This window comes from Flavobacterium sp. HBTb2-11-1, from assembly GCF_009826975.1.
In the GTDB taxonomy this organism is placed as follows: domain Bacteria; phylum Bacteroidota; class Bacteroidia; order Flavobacteriales; family Flavobacteriaceae; genus Flavobacterium.
In genome coordinates, this window is the sequence record NZ_WUMO01000002.1 from 258,392 (window position 1) to 276,436 (window position 18,045).

The following is an 18,045-nucleotide window of genomic DNA, read 5'->3' on the forward strand; positions in this document are numbered from 1 at the left end:
TCATGGAAAATATAAACAGAACAGGACAAGAGGAAAATAGCCATATCGATATCTCCGATCAAAACGAAATACAGCAGTGGGCAGAAAAGCTCAATGTGCCTGAAGAGATCTTAAAAGATGCCGTAAGGGCGGCCGGCACAACGGTAGAAGAAGTGACCGGACATCTTGGCGAGAATCCACCTTCAAGGGAAAGCGCATCGGAATCAGTTCGTCTGAAAGACGGACCGTGGCATGATGATGCCCATCATAATTCCGAAGGGAAAAGCATTGGAGAGGCAACGGACCCTTCAAAATTATCGCAGCTTTAAGCTTTTAAAAAACAGTATTCAATGATTTATAGTTTCATTTTTTCTTTAATTATCGGCATTAAAGTTTTACACTAGCAATAATAGATTAAAGCACTACAAATCAAACCATTGAATACTTTGTCAAATTTTAATATAACACTAAAAAAAAGAAGATTATGTCTAGAGAAAATCAGGATAGATACGATCAGGATGAACGTACTTACCACGCTGCAGATGATTCCATAAATTCAGAACTTTTGGAGAAAAAAGATCCGGCCATCAACCAGCACGAGAATGATGCCACCGGAATTCACAGCGATGCCTCAGAGCACGCCAATCCACGTCCGGATGAGCGTGATCCCGATGCTGACAGAAGAACCCTTGACGAGGAAAAAGCCGTTGAGGATGACGAGGAAGAGGATAATTGATTCCTTGAGTTTTGAGTGCTTCTTAGGTTAAAGCGGTTTTATGCCCTGTGACGGATGTAAAACTGTTTTTTGAACAGGAATCAGACTTATCATAAATAAGCAGCGTAAACCGCATTGAAATGACTTAAGAGGACAAGATCATACCGATTGGAAATCTTAAGAATGAAATAAGATCTTGAAGAGAATTTAGTGGCCATATTGGCTGCAGGTTCTCTTCAGGATTTTTATTTTGCCTCACCTTTTTCTATTCCGCTTTCTGTGTTTTGATGTGTATTATACAATAAACAGACAGTTTAGATAAAACAGCATAAAATCCACTATATAAATATTTTACAACAACATTTAAGTCGGTTTTATACAAAAACATAATTCTATTTAAGCCTTCGGTACGGCTTGGAAATAATTGCCTAAATTTGCATAACAGGTATTGGTCTGCCTGTTTTGAAATAAACGTGACCAAAAAAAAATTGCTGCAGAAAATGAACGACCCAATTCTAGAAAACCTTAATCCCAGCCAGCTCCAGGCAGTGAAGACCACAGAAGGATACGTGCGTGTTATTGCGGGTGCGGGATCCGGTAAAACAAAGGCGCTTACCTCCCGCTTTGCCTATATTGTGGACAGGCTTGGAATAAACTCTTCCAATATACTCTGCGTTACCTTTACCAACAAGGCCGCCCAGGAAATGAAAAGACGTGTCAAGGCGCTCATCGGCGATACCTATGACCTGGCTTTCATCACGACCTATCATGGCTTCTGCGTAAGGTTTCTGCGCGAGGAGATCAACAAGATACATTACCCGAAGAACTTTATCATACTGGACGCCGAAGACCAGAAAAGCATACTGCGCGATATTTTCAACGAGCTTCAGATCAATTCCAAACACCTGACCTTCAAACAGGTGCTGCGCTTTATATCCAAGCAGAAAAGCACTTCAAGTTACCTGGGATACATCCTTGAAAATAAAGGCTTTGAACCCGACCAAAGCGATTCGCTTTCCAGCCGTATCTTCCAGATCTATCTGGACAAGCTCAAACGCAACTATGCCTTGGATTTTGACGATCTGATCCATTTCACGGCTTTTATTCTGGACAACAATCCCGATGTGCTTTTGAAATGGCAGGAAAACCTGCATTACATTCAGGTGGATGAGGCGCAGGACAGCTCCGAGAACCAGTTCCATCTGGTGGAAATGCTCTCGCGTCTGCACCAGAACCTTTTTCTTGTCGGGGATCCCGACCAGACCATCTACGAGTGGCGCGGTGCCAAACCCGAATATCTGGTGGAATTTGACACCATGTTCCCTGATACGCAGACCATCATCATGAACCGCAATTACCGCTCCACGCCCAATATCCTGAAGATCGGAAACCACATCATCAAGAACAATACGGTAAGGGTGGACAAGGATATGATAACCGACAAGCCTGAAGGCTTTGAGGTGGTGCACTTTCACGGAAAGAATGACTTTGAGGAAAGCCGGTGGATAGCCGCTGAAATCAAGGAGATACTGCAGGCCGAGCAGGCTTCATACTCGGACATCACCATACTGTACCGCTCCAGCCATCTTTCCAGAAACATCGAGCAGGCGCTGATCAAGGACAATATTCCCTACGCCATTTTTGGGGGCATCCGTTTCTTTGAAAGAAAAGAGATCAAGGACGTGCTCTCCCTGTTGAGGCTCATTGTACAGGGAGACAATTTCTCTTTCCTGCGCATGCACAACCACCCGTCAAGGGGGCTTGGCAAAAAATTCCTTGAAAGGCTCAGCCTTCTGGCAGGTGAACAGAACCTCTCGCTTTTTCAGGCGCTGGAAAACAATATCACCGACAAGGAACTGGCAAAAAAAGGCGCTGTTGAATTTCTGGAGCTGATAGATGGACTTCGTGAGACTGCCAAGACAAAATCCATATCAGACCTTGTGAAGATCATACTCGACAAAAGCGGGCTTTCCGAACTCTACCGCAAAGACGGCGACGAGGACAGGCTGGAGAACATCAAGGAGCTTGTAAATTCAATGCTGCTGCTGGAAAAGGAAAACAATGCTCCGGTGGACATTATCGAATACCTGCAGGAAGTATCGCTGTATACCGATCTGGATGCCGACACCGACAATCAGGACAAGGTCAAATTGATGACCATCCACATTTCCAAAGGGCTTGAATTTCCATATGTATTCCTATGCGGCTTCACCGAAGGCGTGCTGCCAAGCGCACTGTCTCTCAAGGAAAGAAGGGCACGCGCCATTGAGGAAGAAAGAAGGCTCATGTATGTGGCCGTTACCCGCGCTGAAAAACGATTCTATATGACCGATTCGGAAGGCTTTAATTTTACCACTGGACTCAACAAATACCCTTCAAGGTTCCTTTTTGAAATCAAGGAGGAATTCTATGTCCGAAAAGGTGTGCTCTCCCAGCAGATCATAGAAAACAGCAGAAACAATCCTGCCGCTGCACAGCCTTTGGAAAGCACGGCCTTCAGCGAAGGCGATATGGTCCTGCACCCAGTCTGGAACAAAGGAAGAATACAGACGGTAAATCTGGAGAAAAAGGAATATCTGGTGGATTTTTTCGATATCGGAAAAGTAAAGCCCATCGATTTCGGCTTCAGGCATCTGACCGCCTTTTCCGAGGACAGCGGTGATTCTGAAGGGCCGAAGGAACTTCTGCAGCTTGCCGAGCATCTGAAAACAGCCCCTGACCCTATTGGGCAGGACCCTGCACTGGAAATGAAGGACAATCCGGAGTTTCCGTCTGATACTGTTTTTGATGCGGAGCCGGATAAAAATACTCAAAAAGACAAGAAGGATGCAAAAAAGTGGTGGAAGCTTTAAGAAACCTTAAGATTCGCTTTTATTTATTTTTTAGCTTCTCTGTTTATTTATCTTTTACCTTCTCTGTTTATTTTTAGCTTTTTAGTTTATTTTTTTGTTTGATCATTATCAATGCAAAAGCCCAGTGCTGTTATCAGCGGCTGGGCTTTTGTACGTTTTTCGGCTTGTATTGGTTCTGCACAATAGTAAGTATGCAGGCGCTTGATCGGCTTATATCTGATACTATAACGGCCGAAAATGCCTTTTTAGTATGCAGGCGCCGTTTTTACTCCTTGGAGTTCTCCATCCCGCTGATGATTTTGGCCACTTCAGCCTCCGTCGATTTTAGTTTTGCCTGGCAGAACTCGATGAGCTCTGATGCCCTTTTTACTTTGGCCGCCAGCTCGTCCACAGAGATCGTCTCGTCTTCCATTTCTTTTGCAATCAAAGCCAGTTCCTTGGCTGCAGCCTCATAAGTCAGTGTGTTTTCCATCGTATTGTATTTTTTCATTGACCGTACTTTTCAGTATGGCATCCTTTACTACTATTTCTATTTCCTCTCCTTCTTGTATGTTCTCTGCCCCGTTTGCAATTTTGTTGTTTTTCCGTATCACGGCATACCCTCTTTTCAGTACATTCTGCGGGGACAGCAATTTTATGGTTTTCTGGTGATCCTCCAATTGTAGTCTGCGGCTTCGCAGGTACTGTGTGGTAAAGATTTTCAGATTGCCTTTTAAATGCTGCAGGTCACTGTTTTGCTGCTGGATGATGCTCTGCGGCCTTTGCAGTGTTTTTTGGGCAGTCAGCAGCAGGCTCTGCTTTTCTTTTGCCAGTGTACTCCTGCTTGCCTGCGAAATATGCTGCTTTTTAAGCATCAGCTCTTCCTTCTGCGCGGCAATCAGTTCCCTTGCATTATGGCTGATTGTGCTTTTGAGCTCGCTGAGCTCTTTGTAATAGCCGAGGAAAAGCTGCTGCGATTTCATGGCTATGGTCCTTTGCAGGGAGAGTATTTGCTGCTCAAAACTGCGGTTGTGCGCTATGATGAACTCCGCCGCCTTGGTCGGGGTTTTGGTATGGGTATGCGCCATAAGATCGGTGATGCTGACGTTTTTCTGGTGCCCGATTCCGGTTATCACGGGTATGGGAAACTTGGCGACAGCCCTTCCGATATTGTAGTTGTCAAAAATCAGGAAATCCGACTGCGACCCGCCTCCCCTTGCAATGACAACGGCATCATAGGGAATCCCTGTATTGTAGACCTCGATAAGCTTGTTTAGGAACAGTTTGGCGTTATTGTCCCCCTGGACAACGGTATGATAGTCATCGATCTGGAAAACATAGCCGAAATCATTGTGCTGCATCGTGTGTCGGAAATCCTCGTTTCCCGCTGAACTGCTTGAAGAGATTACCGCAACTCTCTGGATGACCGCAGGAAGCTTCAGACGGCTGTTTAGAGTGGAATACAGTTCTCCCTCTTTGTGTATGAAATCATTATCCTTTACAAGTCTTGCCAGCGTGGCATTGCGCTGCTGCTCCAGTATGCCGAGCATGAAATTGCTGTCGATATCCAGAAGGTTCACCGACAGGCCGTACAGCGGATGGTAGTCCACGCTCACCTGCACCAGCACATGAAGGTTGTTGGTGAAGCGCTGTCCGGTTGTGATTTCAAAATCAAGGATCTTCAGTGCTCCGGCTCCCCATGACTTGCCCAGTATTTTGGCTGTAATGGCACTGCTGCTGGCTGATTTCTCCACCAGCTCAAAGTAATGGATCTTCTTGTCGGCCTTGAAGGAATGGTTCGTGATATCAGCCACTACCCAGTACGTCTGTCCCTTGAAGCGGGCATTGATCGCGTCCTGGATCTGGTCGTTAAGCTGTGAGAGTCTGATATACTGTTCCGGTCCCATATCTTTTTAGGGTCTGCTGGCTGTTTGTTTTTTCTTCCTCGCCGCTAAGGTAGCTATTCTGGAGCGGAATCTCAAAAACACAAAAAAATAGAGATTGATTTTCAATTCAAAACGGTTTAAAAGGGCAGCCAAAGTAGTGTCCGCCCTCACCTGCATGCGCATAACGGCTCCCCGCCGCCCTTCGGGACTTATAGCACTCCGGCTCCTTGCGCCCACTGGTTCTTTGCTTTCTTTTTTCCCGTTTTTTCTTTTGAAAAATTGCATTTGCGGACTACGGGGGAAGAAAACTCAAACAAGTATTCACTAAAAATTTTATGTCATGGAAATCACAGGACGAATTGTAAAAGATGCCTCAGTTTTTAAGGTAAAAGAAAACCGTGAGGTGCTGAACTTCTCCATAGCGGTCAACGACAGCTACAAGCCCAAAGGAAGCACAGAAGCCAAAAAGATTGTAACCTATATAGACTGCTCGTATTGGCTCAGCGCAGGACTTGCGCAATGGCTCAAAAAAGGGACTTTGGTGCAGCTCTTCGGGCGCATCGGACTGAATGTCTATATCGGAAATGACGCTCAGGCGCACGGGTCATTGACCTTTCACACCTCCGATATTAAGATACTCGTATTTGCTGAAGGCAAAAATAGTGCGCCTGCAGCCGCGCTCAAAAAACAGGATGTTTCGGAGAATCCCGACGACCTGCCTTTCTAGACTTTTCACGCCTTTAAATTTTATACACGCCTAAATACTACATTATGAAAGCCTTACAAAAATCTTCTTATTCCGAATACCGTGTAAGCGGTGCCTTTAATCAGATTATCCTGCGAAGCATCACTTCCTATGACGGCAAGCGCAGGGCACAGCTGAAATCCTTTTTCCTTGACCTGCAGACGGGCGGGTGCATCAGCGGGATGATATCCGAATTTATCTACCACGATGACTGCAAAGTATTTTACATCGAACATATCGATGATCTTGAAAATATCCGCACCGAACTCGAGGAAGCTATAGGCGAACCTATAGAAAACCGTTTTCAGACCCTGCACTACACTTTTGTATGCTGGCTCTGCTTTGAGGAATACTGCTATGACCTGTATTCAAGGCTCTTTGAGTGAATTTTCAATCTTAAATATCTTCTTATGAAAGCTTCTGAAAATTTTAGAAAAGCCATAGAGGGCTACCTCGGCACATTGGCGCAGGGCGATACAGCCTTTGCGCCACACTACGCCAAAGCTTCCAAGAATCTGGAGAGCTGTCTGAACTACATTTTCGGCGAGGTCAAAAAAACAGGTTTCTGCGCCTTTGACAATCAGGAAATCTTTGACATGGCAGTCAAATACTACACCGATGATTCCATCGGTACGCCCGCCTCTGTGGCATGCAGAGCCGTGGTACAGCCCCCTGCGCCCGCCGACCTGTTCTCACAGCCTGCAATACCTGCTGTGCCAGTTAAAACTGAATCTATTCCCCCTGTAAAACAGACTGTAAAACCTGCGGTGCAGACCGCCCTGACACTCTTTGACCTATGATACCCAAAGCCATCATCGAAAAGCAATTGACCGCTTTAAGCGCCTCGCTTGCACCCATAAGGGGAGAGGTTTTCACGTGGGCGGAGCAGAATATCTTTCTCAAATGGGGCGTTTTGTCCCGCTCCAAGTTTTACTGCCTCGACTGCACGCACGTCTGGAAGCCGTCCTGCGCAGACACCTGTACAAAGTTCACCACTTGCCCTGCCTGCAAAGGAAAGCTCAAAATGATGCCCTATAATCAGGTGCATTTCAAGGAAACAGAATACTTTGCCGTGGTAGAAACCTGTGCGGGGTTTCAGGTGGTGCGCATGGTTAATGCCCACAAGCACATGAAAAAGAATTTCACGCCGACCCATTTCCACAAAGAGGTCATGCAGCATTGGATAAATCCCAAAGGCGAAGTGCGCACCCTTGCGCTTGCCACCAATGTATTTTCCAGTACGCTCGATGCATGGAAATTCTATTCCCCCCTTGAAATAAAGCCAAAGGATTTCATCCGCAATGCCAAATTCTATATCAACCCCTACAGGGTCTATCCGCAGATGAAAGTGCTTCCGATTTTGAAGCGCAACGGTTTCAAGACCTCGGTCTACGATATTGCGCCACACCTGCTCTTTGCATCGCTTCTGTCCGACCCCATAGCCGAGACCCTTTTGAAATCCCGACAGCTCAATCTTTTGCAGTACTATCTCGGCGCATCACGGCAGAACATCCGCCCAAACTGGCAGGCAGTCAAGACCGTCATCAGAAACGGCTACAAAATTGCCGATGTCCCCATATGGGAGGATTATTTGGAGCTGTTGCGTTATTTCAAAAAAGACCTTTCCTGCGCTCTGTACGTCTGCCCTGAGAATTTGGGCGAAGCGCACGACCGTCTGGTGCAGAAAAAAAGGGAGCTTTTAAGAAAGAAGAAGCTCCACGATCTGCGCCTTGAAATCGAACAGGCGCAGAAAAAATACGAAAGCGATAAAAAACGCTTCTTCGGACTGCTCTTTACAGAAAAGGACTTGAGCATTTCCGTAATCGAAAACGTCAGGGATTTTATGACGGAGGGCGACGACCTGCACCACTGCGTGTTCACCAACGAGTATTATGATAGAAAGGATTCGCTGATACTCTCGGCTAAAATGGGCGGGGAATCCCTCGAAACCATCGAAATCTCCCTGAGCCGTATGGAAGTATTGCAGTGCAGGGGAATGAAGAACAAACCCTCCAGGCATCACAGAGACATCCTGCGCCTTATTTCCGAGAACCTGCACCAGATAAGGGAAAGGATGAAGAAAAAGAAAAAGAAAACAAAAAAAGAATTGGCTTGAGCCGGCACTATGCCGGCTTTTTTTTCGGCGCTCAGACACTGTAAGGCATCATTTCCCGTCTGAATCCTGTAAATTTTAAGAAGCCCTGATATAACAGCCTTCATTTGGTTTTGGGCTATCTTGGCAGGCTGTTAAAATAGTCTCACTATAAACTGGAATTATGATGCTGTCCTACTTTCTGACCGGCTCACTGCATGACCATGACAATGATTTTGAACTGACCATCCGCCAGAGCGGTTCGGATGCCGGCAGCCCTCAATACATCCTCAGGCTCGAGGACCTCACCTCGGCAGAGAAACTCTGCTGGGAATCGCTCCGGACTGGTTTTGCCGATGCCCTTTCGGCGCTCAGCGATTTTACAGCCGGGAAACGCATCCGCTTCTACGGTAAAAATGCCACTTCTTCTACTATAGATCCACTGATTGACAGGCAGCTTCAGGAATTTATCTACAGCAGTGTCTCCGGACATTTATAACATTTTTTGCAATACTGCGAAAAACCATCACATGTGAATTAAGCAATAAAACCCGCATTATCCGTAAGCGGGCACAGTTCCTATGATGTATATTTGGATATTGCAAAACAGAGAGGCCATGAAAGATGAAAACGATCGCACCAGGGCAGCACGAAACTGCCCGGCGTCAAGATGCAGGATGTTCCATGGAGAGAACAATGAACTGATTTTTATTAAGACCTATAACGGCGACTGGGATTCCTGGGACGATCCGCAGACTGATGCGCCTGGCGCCGGTACTGAAAATCCACCGAAAAAAGAAGCCCCGCACTAAAGGAAAATGCCAATTGCGTCCCCAATGCCTTAAGCTGCCATTTTAGCACTAAAAAAATGCAGGATTCCCTTCTGCATCAATAGCTTTTAAGACAGCATTTCGGCGGCATCGACCAGGTCTTCATCCGTGATAAATGCCCTGATGTAGTCCCGCACCTCACTGCCCCTGCCAGCCTGGGCCTCAAAGTAGTTGATATGGTACTGCTCATCCTTGTCAAGGATGTGGATGATTTCCGTGAAGCCCTTTGAGATCAGGCTTCCCTTGAGTTTTAAGATCGTGTGCTGCTCTCTGGCATCCAAATCTTTTCTCACCTGTAGTTGTATCGCTTTTTCCATTGTGAAAGATCTGTTTGTTGTTCCGTTCATTCCCTAATCAAATATAAGCAATCAAACTGGATGTGCAGTTTACTGCCGTGTTAAAAAAACGCGAAGCTGAAGATGTAAATTTTAAAACAACCGATGGTAATTGTATAAAATACAAAAACTTGAGAAAGCTACTTTTAACCCCAGCATATGCGCCGGAGCCAGACGTCCGCCTGATCTTAAAAATTACAAACTATGGAATACGAAAAAAACTGCTATGCAGCGGAAGGGCTCGGGGAAGAGTCCGGACAGGCGGAAGACCTGCTTTTCCATGAAAACACATCGGAAAAATAATTTGCTTACTTTTACAGAAAACCTAAGGCTGCTGCCCTGCGCACTCCCTGCCTAAAATTAAAGACTTGAGCCAAGACCTTGCCAATCCAGACTATTATTTCCTTCAGAACGGAGGAGAATCCGCCGAGCTTATCAGAAATATTGACTGGAAAAGCCATTCATTGGGCGCTGCGGAAAACTGGCCGGAGAACCTCAAAAATACCATCGCCACCATCGTATCTTCAAAATTCCCGATGTTCCTCTGGTGGGGCGAAGACCTTATCCAGTTCTATAACGACGCCTACCGTCCGAGTTTCGGCAGCCAGGGAAAGCATCCCAAAGCCATGGGCCAGAAAGGCGCCGACTGCTGGCCTGAAATCTGGGACTTTATCTTTCCCCTTATAAGCAGGGTGCTCACCACCGGGGAAAGCGTATGGTACGACGACCTGCTGCTTCCGATTCTCAGAAACGGCAGAATGGAAGACGTATACTGGACTTTCAGCTACAGCCCCATCAGGGACGATGACCGGCAGATCAAAGGGGTTTTGGTGGTCTGCAACGAAACCACCGACAAGGTAAACAGCGGCATCCAGCTCAAACAGAACAGGGACGAACTCGAATTTGCCATCAATGCGGCTGAATTCGGGACTTATGACCTTGACCCAAGGACAAACCGCTTCTCCGCCAATGCAAGGCTTAAGGAATGGTTCGGGCTAAAAAAAAATGAGGAGATAAAACTGGGCAGCGCACTGCAGGCTGTCGCCGAGAAAGACCGCCAGCGCGTCTCCGACTCCATCAATACCGCACTGCAGTATGATTCAGGCGGCAGATATGACATCGAATATACCATCATACATCCCAAGACCAGGCAGCCTCGAATAGTGCACGCCCTTGGAAAAGCATGGTTTGACAGCAATAAGGAAGCCTACCGCTTTAACGGCACCGTGCAGGATGTGACCCAGCAAAAGAAAGCCGCCGAGGAACTGCATAAATCAAGACAGCTGACCGACCTTACCATACAGAGTATGGGCCTCGGCCTGTTCAGCGTGGACTACGGGGCCAATACCCTTGAGTATTCCCCTGAGTTCAGCAGGATACTCTGCGGCAGCTTCAAGCCCGGGCTCAGCAGGAAGGAATTTCTAAAATACGTGCACCCCGACGACCTGCACCTAAGGGGCACCGCCATTGAAAGCGGTATGGAAAACGGCACTTTTTATTACGCCCCAAGGGTGGTCTGGGACGACGGAAGCGTGCACCGAATTGCCGTATCGGCAGCACGCATCATAAACTCCGAAGGCAAGACGGCGGCTTTTTCAGGCACCGTTGCCGATATCACCGAGAAGGAAAACAGCCGTCTGGCACTCCAGCAGGCCGAATCAAGGCTTGAGAAGACCAAGCGCGAGGCAGACCGCCATTTCAAGAACGTAACTGACAGTTCCCCTACCGGACTATGGCTTTCCAATGCAGAAGGGATGATCACCTATTTCAATAAGACCCTCATCGACTTTACGGGACTTCCCTATGAAGAGCTGCTGGCAGGCAGATGGAACTGGGTGATCGCAGAAGAGCATTACAGGCAGACAAAAGAAGCTTATGTAAATGCACTTGCCGAAAAAACGCATTTTGACGTGCTTTTCAAGGCAAGAAAAAACACGGGCGAACTCGTCTGGTGCCGCGCCGCAGGCGATCCTTTCTACGATATCGACGGGCAGTACGCAGGCTACGCCGGCTTCTGCATGGATATGGACGAAATCATCTCCACAAGGCAGGCGGTGATCGAGAGCCAGCACAAAGTCACTTCCATGATCGAGCAGTCCCCTGTCGGGATCTGCCTGTTCACCGGAGCGGACATGAAAATCGAGATCGCCAATGATATCATGATCGGCTACTGGGGCAAGGACAGGTCCGCCGTCGGGCTTCCCATGGAAGAAGCCGTTCCCGAGCTCAAAGGACAGCCCTTTATGGACATTCTGCAGCAGGTCTACCGTACAGGGGAAACCTATTACGGGCATGCCATGCCGGCAGACCTGAAGGTCAACGGCAGGGTCAGCACCTATTATTTTGAGTTTACCTATACCCCAATCCGCGATTCCAAAGGGGAAATCTACGGCATCATGGATATCGCCGTCGATGTGACCGATCAGGTGATCGCCACCAAAAAACTCGAAGAGGCCCGAATGGCGCTCAGCGGCGCTGTTGAACTGGCCGAGCTCGCCACCTGGACCCTTGACGCCCAAAACAAGACTATAACATGCTCCGAGCGTTTTAGGCAGTGGCTAGGACTGGAAAACCATACGGCGGAACGTGAAGAGTTTCTGGAGCGTATCAGCGAGCCCTACAGGCATAAAGTCGCCCAAGCCCTTGAGCAGGCACTCAGCGGATCTGCTGAGCATTTTTATGACTACGAATTTGAGATTGCCAATAAAACAACTGGACAGCACCGCATCATCCACGCCAACGCACAGGTGCAGTTCGGCAAGGACCGACTGGTGTCCTCGCTGAGCGGCACGGCGCAGGATGTGACCAAAGAAAGGGAACTCCAGCGGGAACTGGCCTTCAAGGTGAAAGAACAGACCGCCGAGCTTTCCTCCAAAAATGCAGAGCTGGAAGCCAATAACAGGGAACTATCCCAGTTTGCGTACATCGCCTCCCATGACCTGCAGGAGCCTATCCGAAAAATCAGTGTATTTACCGATATGCTGAGAAGCAATCTGGACAAAAATCCTGAAAAAGTGCAGTTTTACATTGACAAGATCCTGTCTTCATCCCGAAGGATGGAAAACCTGATCAAGGATGTGCTGCAGTTCTCCAAACTGGCCAATATAGCACAGCAGTTCGAACCGGTGGACCTCAATGATGTGGTCGCCGATATTCTAATAGATTTTGACCTGATCATCGAGCAGAAAAATGCCGTGATGCAGATCGGGCAGCTTCCTATTGTAGAAGCCATCCCGCTTCAGATGTCGCAGCTTTTCGGAAATCTTCTCTCCAATGCCCTGAAATATACCAAACCTGACACCATCCCGCGGATCAGCATTAAAACGCTGCCGATGCCCGAATCCGAAAAAAGGCTCCATGCCCTGAACCTGGAACTGAAGTACATAAAAATAGAAGTGCGCGATAATGGGATCGGCTTCTCCCAGCAGCATGCCGAGCAGATATTCAACATCTTCCAGCGCCTGCATGGAAATGACCAGTTCTCCGGCACCGGCATAGGACTGGCCATGTGCCGCAAGATCATGCAGAACCATAATGGGGAAATCACTGCCGCTTCCCAGGAAGGGGTCGGAACGGCATTCACTGTTATTATGCCGATACAGCATGAAAAAAACGGCATAATGTAAGAAAACGGCGGGAAAAATAGTATATTTACATTCCCTTAAAATTCAGTATGAAAACCATTTTTTTAATTGATGATGATCCCGACGACCGTGAGATTTTTCAGGAAATCCTGGGACAGGAGCATCCGTCGATTGTATTTCAGCAGGCCGAAAACGGATCAGACGCCTTCGCGAAATTAAAATCCGTAGATTTTGTAAAACCCGATGTAATTTTTCTGGACCTGAACATGCCCATTATGGATGGCCGCGCATTCCTGCAGCAGATCAAAAAAGAAGCGGCGCTGCAGGATATTCCGGTAATCATCTACAGCACGTCCTCCAGCGATATAGACAAAAAATTTGCAGCCGAGAACAAGGCATCGCAGTTCCTGACCAAACAGTATTCCATAGAGCTGCTTCGAAAAGACCTGAATGCTGTGGTGGAAAAATTCCTCAAGGCATAAAGGGAATCCTTGGTCAGAGGCTTCCCTTTTTTTTCATCACACCCGGCATGCTTTATAACAGCCTGTCATAACGGCTCGGAAGGTCATTGAGACATCTTCCCGTCGCATTGGCAATCGCCGGGGGCATGCCCATGAAAGGGATTACTTTTGTGCCACAAAACCTAAATCGCATAAAGTAGTTCATAGAGCCAAAGAAAGACAATCCTGCCTTAAGAATAACAATCTTTTCAAATCCTACATAATATTTGTAGAATTGTATGTTAGTTTACTGCCCTAAACCATTTTAGTTTGTTTAATTTTTGCATCAATCCCCAGCGGGAGATCTAAACCAAATTTACAAAACCAATGGAAGACAGAAACTACATATGGTAAGCCAATTTCTTCAAAGCATCCAAAAATGATGTTGTAATTTGTCCCTTTGGAGGTCACAAAAGCCAAAAGGCGCCAATTGAAGACAATTGGCGCCTTTTTTTCTAAACTGTTAAAATAAACTTTTCACTTTATTAATCTTTTTTTGATAAACTAAAAGCGGACTCTAAAAAAAAATCTAGATGTTCAATTTAAAAATCTGCTTTATCGTTAAACTTTAGACTATCAATTGCCAAAAGGGTCGTTTTTTAATTTCTCCTTTTTATCTAAATTATTTAAATGATTAAGTGCTTTGGTGAGTCTTTCTTTTATACCTGATTCATTTTTGTAGGGAAAATAAATACTGCTTGTTCCTTTATCAGCTTTTGCCCGTAGTATATTACCATATGGATTTAATTCCTCATAATATGCCCTTTCCAATACACTGTTAGGGGTAAACGTAATATATAAGAATTTCACAGCAGAATCATCCGCCACCTCGCTGTCTTCTATTTTTATCATCTTTGCCCAGTCTATTTTCATATACAGCTGGCCAAAAGATGATTTTTTCGAATCTCTTGTATCAAAACAATAACCTAAGGTAGTTTCATTTCCTATCGATATTATAAATTGTATGGCGCTGTAGGCTGATACGGTTTTTCCGTCTATTGCATAGATAGTACCGTCTTTTAATTTATATTCAAAATCTTTCACATCATTGAAAAGTTTTGTGATATACTCTACAGTGGTTTTTCGGTCGGGTACCGTTTGTGCCTGTGCGGGTACTAAGCTTGTTGCTAGCACGAAAATAAAAAGTAGTTTTTTTATCATATATCCTCCCTTCTTTATTAGTGAATCCATAGTTCCTGTTGGTAATCACTTCCTGCATAATATAAGCGCATTTCTTTTACCGCATTATTGAAAGCATCGTCGTAGCTATTGCCAAAACCCGCAGCATAAGCAAGCTTCGTGCAGTCATATCCGCTTATCTGTTTTTTATAGCGGATTATAACAGCATTTTTCTGGTCATAAGATGAAAATATCATAATGGCAGAACCCGAAACGTTGTAATTTTGCTCTAATCTTGTTGTTACTTCTTCCCGCATTTCATTACCGCCTTTGCCTGCTTCGTAGGTATACCCTACAGCCTGATTAAACTGACTGCAGTTTCCGTACATAGGCTTGTAGGCAATGCCCACTACTATCTGTGACTGCGCTTTATTCATACCAAAAGCAGTAAAAAGCAGTATTAACGTTGCTAATTTTAATTTTTCCATATTTTTTTTCTTTATCCTACTCGTTGGCTTTTCGGTTTCGCCTTGTTTTTTGAAATGGATTTCTTAACTTCTTTTTTTTAAGATAAAAGACAGTTGCCGGTCTTATACTGATTCTAAGAAGTTCCAGAGTAAAAGATTATCGTTCGTCTTGTCTGCCTTTATAAGCCTTATCATATCATATCATATCATATCATATCATATCATATCATATCATATCATATCATATCATATCATATCATATCATATCATATCATATCATATCATATCATATTTATTCATAACATTCCAACTTTTAAAGCGAGTTTGGGACTAAGTTAATATCTATTTTCACATCTTCCAAATACAAAATTGGAATGGATAACTTTCTTCCACAAAAATCTAATGCAATATTAATAAAAATACGATAACGATTTATTTTTTTGACGATGCGTTTGCCTTCAATCCTCAACATGACATCTAAACCAAATTTACAAAGCTAATGAATGAAAGACTAAAACTACATATAGAAAGCCAATTTCTTCAAATCATCCAAAAATGATGTTGTAATTTGTCCTGTCCCTCTCACAAAGCCAAATGGCGCCAATTAAAGACAATTGGCGCCATTTTTTTATTAAACATAACTGCTTGGACTACAGCTGAAAATTGCTTTATTCCTCACTAGAATAAAGCACAAAATAGCCCCGATAGAAGCGGAAATCCTTCTGCGCCGGGGTCCGGGCAGAAGATTGAAGCGCATAGCGGGAAAAAGCTCCCCAAAAAAAATATCATAACAATCCAAAGAACCCAACAACAACAACAACAACAACAACAACAACAACAACAACAACAACAACAACAACAACAACAACAACAACAACAACAACAACAACAACAACAACAACAACAACAACAACAACAACAACAACAACAACAGCAGCAGACACAATCAGCTATCGGCCATCAGCAATATTTTTTTTATTTTTGCACTCCATAACGCCCTATCAGCGCCACGGCAGAAAACATCCATGGCTTTTAGAGGAGCCGTTAAAGAGATAATGAAAATGAAGAAGTTTACAATTAAAAAGCAGCAAGGCGATAAATGGCTGGTCTCCCACAACGAGCACCCCAGGTTCACCTGCCTGTTCGAGGATAAAAAATTCATTTACCGCAGGACCCTCACAGGACTCTGCGACCCCGCAGGGGATCCTGAGGAAATCGAGCTGGTCCAGAGAATGGAAAAATGGCTCTCGCGCTACCATAAGGAAAAAATAAACGGCTGAGAATGCCCGGAGCCCTTAGGAGCCCCACTGGAGATGCCGGCAGGTAAAATTTATCTTTCCAAAAATCTAAAACGCATCCTGTCCAGTTCAGGCCAGAAGGAATCTGCCGCCGCTTTTCTGAAAACTGCTCCAGTCCATCTCAAACACTTTCTGCAAAAGGTCCTTGAGCCCCTGAAAAGTGCTTGGCTTCACGGCATATAAATCAGCGCCGAGCTTATGGCAGAGCTCGATATTGTCAGGGCTTTTGCTGGTGGAGAGCATAACGATCCTCACTTCCTTCAGGGCATCCTCCCTGCTGCGGATTTCCGCAAGGCAGTCAAATCCATTTTTGATGGGCATATTGATATCCAGGAAAATCATATCAGGCAGACCGTCTTTACTTTTATCAAGGGTATGGAGCAATTCCTGCCCGTCGCTGACGCCCTGGACCGCAGCAGGAAGGCTTAAATCCTCCATGGCATCCAAAAACAGCAGCCTGTCGTCTTCATCGTCATCTGCGTGATAAATAATTTTAGGAGTATTCTGATGTGCCATCGCTTTCACATTTTAGGGCAGTCCAAGGCATGGGCCTTAGTAATCTGCAGGAGTTATGGTTAAAGAATCAATAAGGCTCTGCAAATAGGCAAACGATAGAATTATGTCTTAAGATGTATGGTGAAAAGCAAATATACGGCTAATTTTTAGAAAAAGCGCTGCAAAACCTCCAGATCCCTCCAGATACCTGCAAAATAATCAAAACATAACGCAGACAGACACCTGCCCTAACATAAATTTCGGCCCCGCATTCTTCCTTTAAGCTAGGAGATCAATACATAATTTCAGAACCAAAACTCATATTAACTAATCTGCCGTCTTAAAACAGAACAGCAGACGAGTATTGGCTTTTATTGCTAAGAGCTGCATTTTCTTGTTCCATAAAATGCATGGAAATCCATCCAGTGCAGGCCAGTAAAGCCAAATGGCGCCAATTGAATGCAATTGAGCGCCATTTTTATATCAGCAATTTTTTTATCCCGCTCAATTAAAAATAACAGAATGATTTTTCTCAACAATGTCGAATCTTGCATTTTTGGCAGTAGAAACAAATGTTTTACCTTCAAATTTCTTCACATCTCCAAAATACTGCATTGTAAAACTTACATCATTTTGAGTTGAAGCAGCAATACCGTCTTTGAACACGGTTGCCGTGCCTTTTCCGGAAAAACTGACTTTATACTTAGTTCCGTTTTCAGTAACCTTAAAAATGCCTCCAGTTGGCCGAATGCTAACTCCGTTTGTAACTGACAAGGCTCCTTTTGCCGTATTGATATTTTTGCCTAAAAGGGACTGTCCCCATTTGGTGAAAGTATACGCTGCAGCATCAGAAAAGCCTCCATAATTATAATCTCCTTTGGCCAAATTATTCTGAAGAGGAGAAAACAGCTCAAAGTAAACTACTGCTCCATCTTCTGTTGCAGAAATTGATTTGGACCTCAGTGAAAAATCAATGTTGTAGGCATTGCCTCGAATGCCAAAATTTTCCAAATAGCCTTGCGATAATTCTACCGTCTGGCTGCCAATTTTCAAAAATCCTTTGTTTGCAGTAGCGTCTTGATCACTTTCAGCATCACTTGAACAAGAAGACAGTAAAGTAATACAAAACATCACTATTAATTTTATGTTATTATTCATATCTATGATAA

The 18,045-nt window shown here is 45.0% G+C and carries 20 protein-coding genes; 12 read left to right on the plus strand and 8 right to left on the minus strand.

Annotated elements, in window-relative coordinates; all coding sequences use genetic code 11:
• The first annotated feature begins 2 nt into the window (after window positions 1–2).
• The 3 genes from GR162_RS06260 to GR162_RS06270 all read left to right on the plus strand — a co-directional run bounded on the left by GR162_RS06260 (window position 3) and on the right by GR162_RS06270 (window position 3,546).
• Window positions 3–308, plus strand: a complete 306-nt coding sequence (locus tag GR162_RS06260) for a DUF3606 domain-containing protein (protein WP_160781404.1) — start codon at window positions 3–5, stop codon at window positions 306–308.
• A gap of 155 nt (window positions 309–463) precedes the next feature.
• A complete protein-coding gene (locus GR162_RS06265) occupies window positions 464–715 on the plus strand; it encodes a hypothetical protein (RefSeq protein WP_160781405.1) in 252 nt (83 codons plus the stop codon).
• A 479-nt stretch (window positions 716–1,194) separates the two neighbouring features.
• Window positions 1,195–3,546 carry an ATP-dependent helicase gene (locus tag GR162_RS06270; protein ID WP_160781406.1) on the plus strand — a complete coding sequence of 784 codons (2,352 nt, stop codon included), beginning with the start codon at window positions 1,195–1,197 and terminating at the stop codon, window positions 3,544–3,546.
• A gap of 265 nt (window positions 3,547–3,811) precedes the next feature.
• Here GR162_RS06270 and xseB read toward each other — a convergent pair whose 3' ends face one another.
• Entirely contained in the window at window positions 3,812–4,036 is a 225-nt protein-coding gene (xseB, locus tag GR162_RS06275; protein WP_237421297.1) for an exodeoxyribonuclease VII small subunit, read from the minus strand.
• A complete protein-coding gene (xseA, locus tag GR162_RS06280; RefSeq protein WP_160781407.1) occupies window positions 3,996–5,432 on the minus strand; it encodes an exodeoxyribonuclease VII large subunit in 1,437 nt (478 codons plus the stop codon). Before xseA ends, xseB begins: the two co-directional genes overlap by 41 nt.
• A 319-nt stretch (window positions 5,433–5,751) precedes the next feature.
• Here xseA and GR162_RS06285 point away from each other — a divergent pair, with 319 nt between their 5' ends.
• The 6 genes from GR162_RS06285 (at window position 5,752) to GR162_RS06310 (ending at window position 9,060) form a co-directional block, all read left to right on the plus strand.
• Window positions 5,752–6,138, plus strand: a complete 387-nt coding sequence (locus GR162_RS06285) for a single-stranded DNA-binding protein (protein ID WP_160781408.1) — start codon at window positions 5,752–5,754, stop codon at window positions 6,136–6,138.
• Between the two features lie 44 nt (window positions 6,139–6,182).
• Window positions 6,183–6,542 (plus strand): hypothetical protein, encoded by a 360-nt coding sequence (locus GR162_RS06290; RefSeq protein ID WP_160781409.1) that lies wholly within the window; start codon window positions 6,183–6,185, stop codon window positions 6,540–6,542.
• Window positions 6,543–6,566: 24 nt separating this feature from the next.
• The gene (locus GR162_RS06295; RefSeq protein WP_160781410.1) at window positions 6,567–6,956 is read left to right on the plus strand and encodes a Cas9 inhibitor AcrIIA9 family protein; all 390 of its coding nucleotides are present in this window, start codon (window positions 6,567–6,569) and stop codon (window positions 6,954–6,956) included.
• Window positions 6,953–8,272 carry a PcfJ domain-containing protein gene (locus GR162_RS06300; RefSeq protein ID WP_160781411.1) on the plus strand — a complete coding sequence of 440 codons (1,320 nt, stop codon included), beginning with the start codon at window positions 6,953–6,955 and terminating at the stop codon, window positions 8,270–8,272. Before GR162_RS06295 ends, GR162_RS06300 begins: the two co-directional genes overlap by 4 nt.
• A 160-nt stretch (window positions 8,273–8,432) precedes the next feature.
• Window positions 8,433–8,747, plus strand: coding sequence for a hypothetical protein (locus GR162_RS06305; RefSeq protein WP_160781412.1), 315 nt, complete (start codon window positions 8,433–8,435; stop codon window positions 8,745–8,747).
• A 118-nt stretch (window positions 8,748–8,865) separates the two neighbouring features.
• Window positions 8,866–9,060: a hypothetical protein gene (locus tag GR162_RS06310; RefSeq protein ID WP_160781413.1), complete on the plus strand. Its 195-nt coding sequence runs from the start codon at window positions 8,866–8,868 to the stop codon at window positions 9,058–9,060.
• Window positions 9,061–9,146: 86 nt separating this feature from the next.
• Here the strand turns inward: GR162_RS06310 and GR162_RS06315 are convergent, their stop codons facing one another.
• Window positions 9,147–9,395, minus strand: coding sequence for a hypothetical protein (locus tag GR162_RS06315; protein ID WP_160781414.1), 249 nt, complete (start codon window positions 9,393–9,395; stop codon window positions 9,147–9,149).
• Window positions 9,396–9,781: 386 nt separating this feature from the next.
• Here GR162_RS06315 and GR162_RS06320 point away from each other — a divergent pair, with 386 nt between their 5' ends.
• Together GR162_RS06320 and GR162_RS06325 are read left to right on the plus strand one after the other, a co-directional pair.
• On the plus strand, window positions 9,782–13,039 hold the full coding sequence (locus GR162_RS06320; protein WP_160781415.1) for a PAS domain S-box protein: 3,258 nt from the start codon (window positions 9,782–9,784) through the stop codon (window positions 13,037–13,039).
• Window positions 13,040–13,086: 47 nt separating this feature from the next.
• A complete protein-coding gene (locus GR162_RS06325; RefSeq protein WP_160781416.1) occupies window positions 13,087–13,479 on the plus strand; it encodes a response regulator in 393 nt (130 codons plus the stop codon).
• 594 nt (window positions 13,480–14,073) lie between these two features.
• On the opposite strand, the gene GR162_RS06330 is transcribed toward GR162_RS06325, so the two are convergent.
• From GR162_RS06330 to GR162_RS22115, 3 genes are all read right to left on the minus strand, one after another.
• Window positions 14,074–14,688, minus strand: coding sequence for a hypothetical protein (locus GR162_RS06330; RefSeq protein WP_160781417.1), 615 nt, complete (start codon window positions 14,686–14,688; stop codon window positions 14,074–14,076).
• Window positions 14,676–15,053, minus strand: a complete 378-nt coding sequence (locus GR162_RS06335; RefSeq protein WP_160781418.1) for a hypothetical protein — start codon at window positions 15,051–15,053, stop codon at window positions 14,676–14,678. The genes GR162_RS06330 and GR162_RS06335 overlap by 13 nt, the downstream gene beginning before the upstream one ends.
• 815 nt (window positions 15,054–15,868) lie before the next feature.
• Complete coding sequence (locus GR162_RS22115) at window positions 15,869–16,027, minus strand: hypothetical protein (RefSeq protein WP_202393905.1); 159 nt, start codon at window positions 16,025–16,027, stop codon at window positions 15,869–15,871.
• Between the two features lie 81 nt (window positions 16,028–16,108).
• On the opposite strand from GR162_RS22115, the gene GR162_RS06340 reads away from it, so the two are divergent.
• A complete protein-coding gene (locus GR162_RS06340) occupies window positions 16,109–16,363 on the plus strand; it encodes a hypothetical protein (RefSeq protein WP_160781419.1) in 255 nt (84 codons plus the stop codon).
• A gap of 87 nt (window positions 16,364–16,450) precedes the next feature.
• Here the strand turns inward: GR162_RS06340 and GR162_RS06345 are convergent, their stop codons facing one another.
• Together GR162_RS06345 and GR162_RS06350 are read right to left on the minus strand one after the other, a co-directional pair.
• On the minus strand, window positions 16,451–16,897 hold the full coding sequence (locus GR162_RS06345) for a response regulator (RefSeq protein WP_160781420.1): 447 nt from the start codon (window positions 16,895–16,897) through the stop codon (window positions 16,451–16,453).
• Window positions 16,898–17,380: 483 nt separating this feature from the next.
• A complete protein-coding gene (locus GR162_RS06350) occupies window positions 17,381–18,034 on the minus strand; it encodes a hypothetical protein (RefSeq protein ID WP_160781421.1) in 654 nt (217 codons plus the stop codon).
• Window positions 18,035–18,045: the final 11 nt, after the last annotated feature.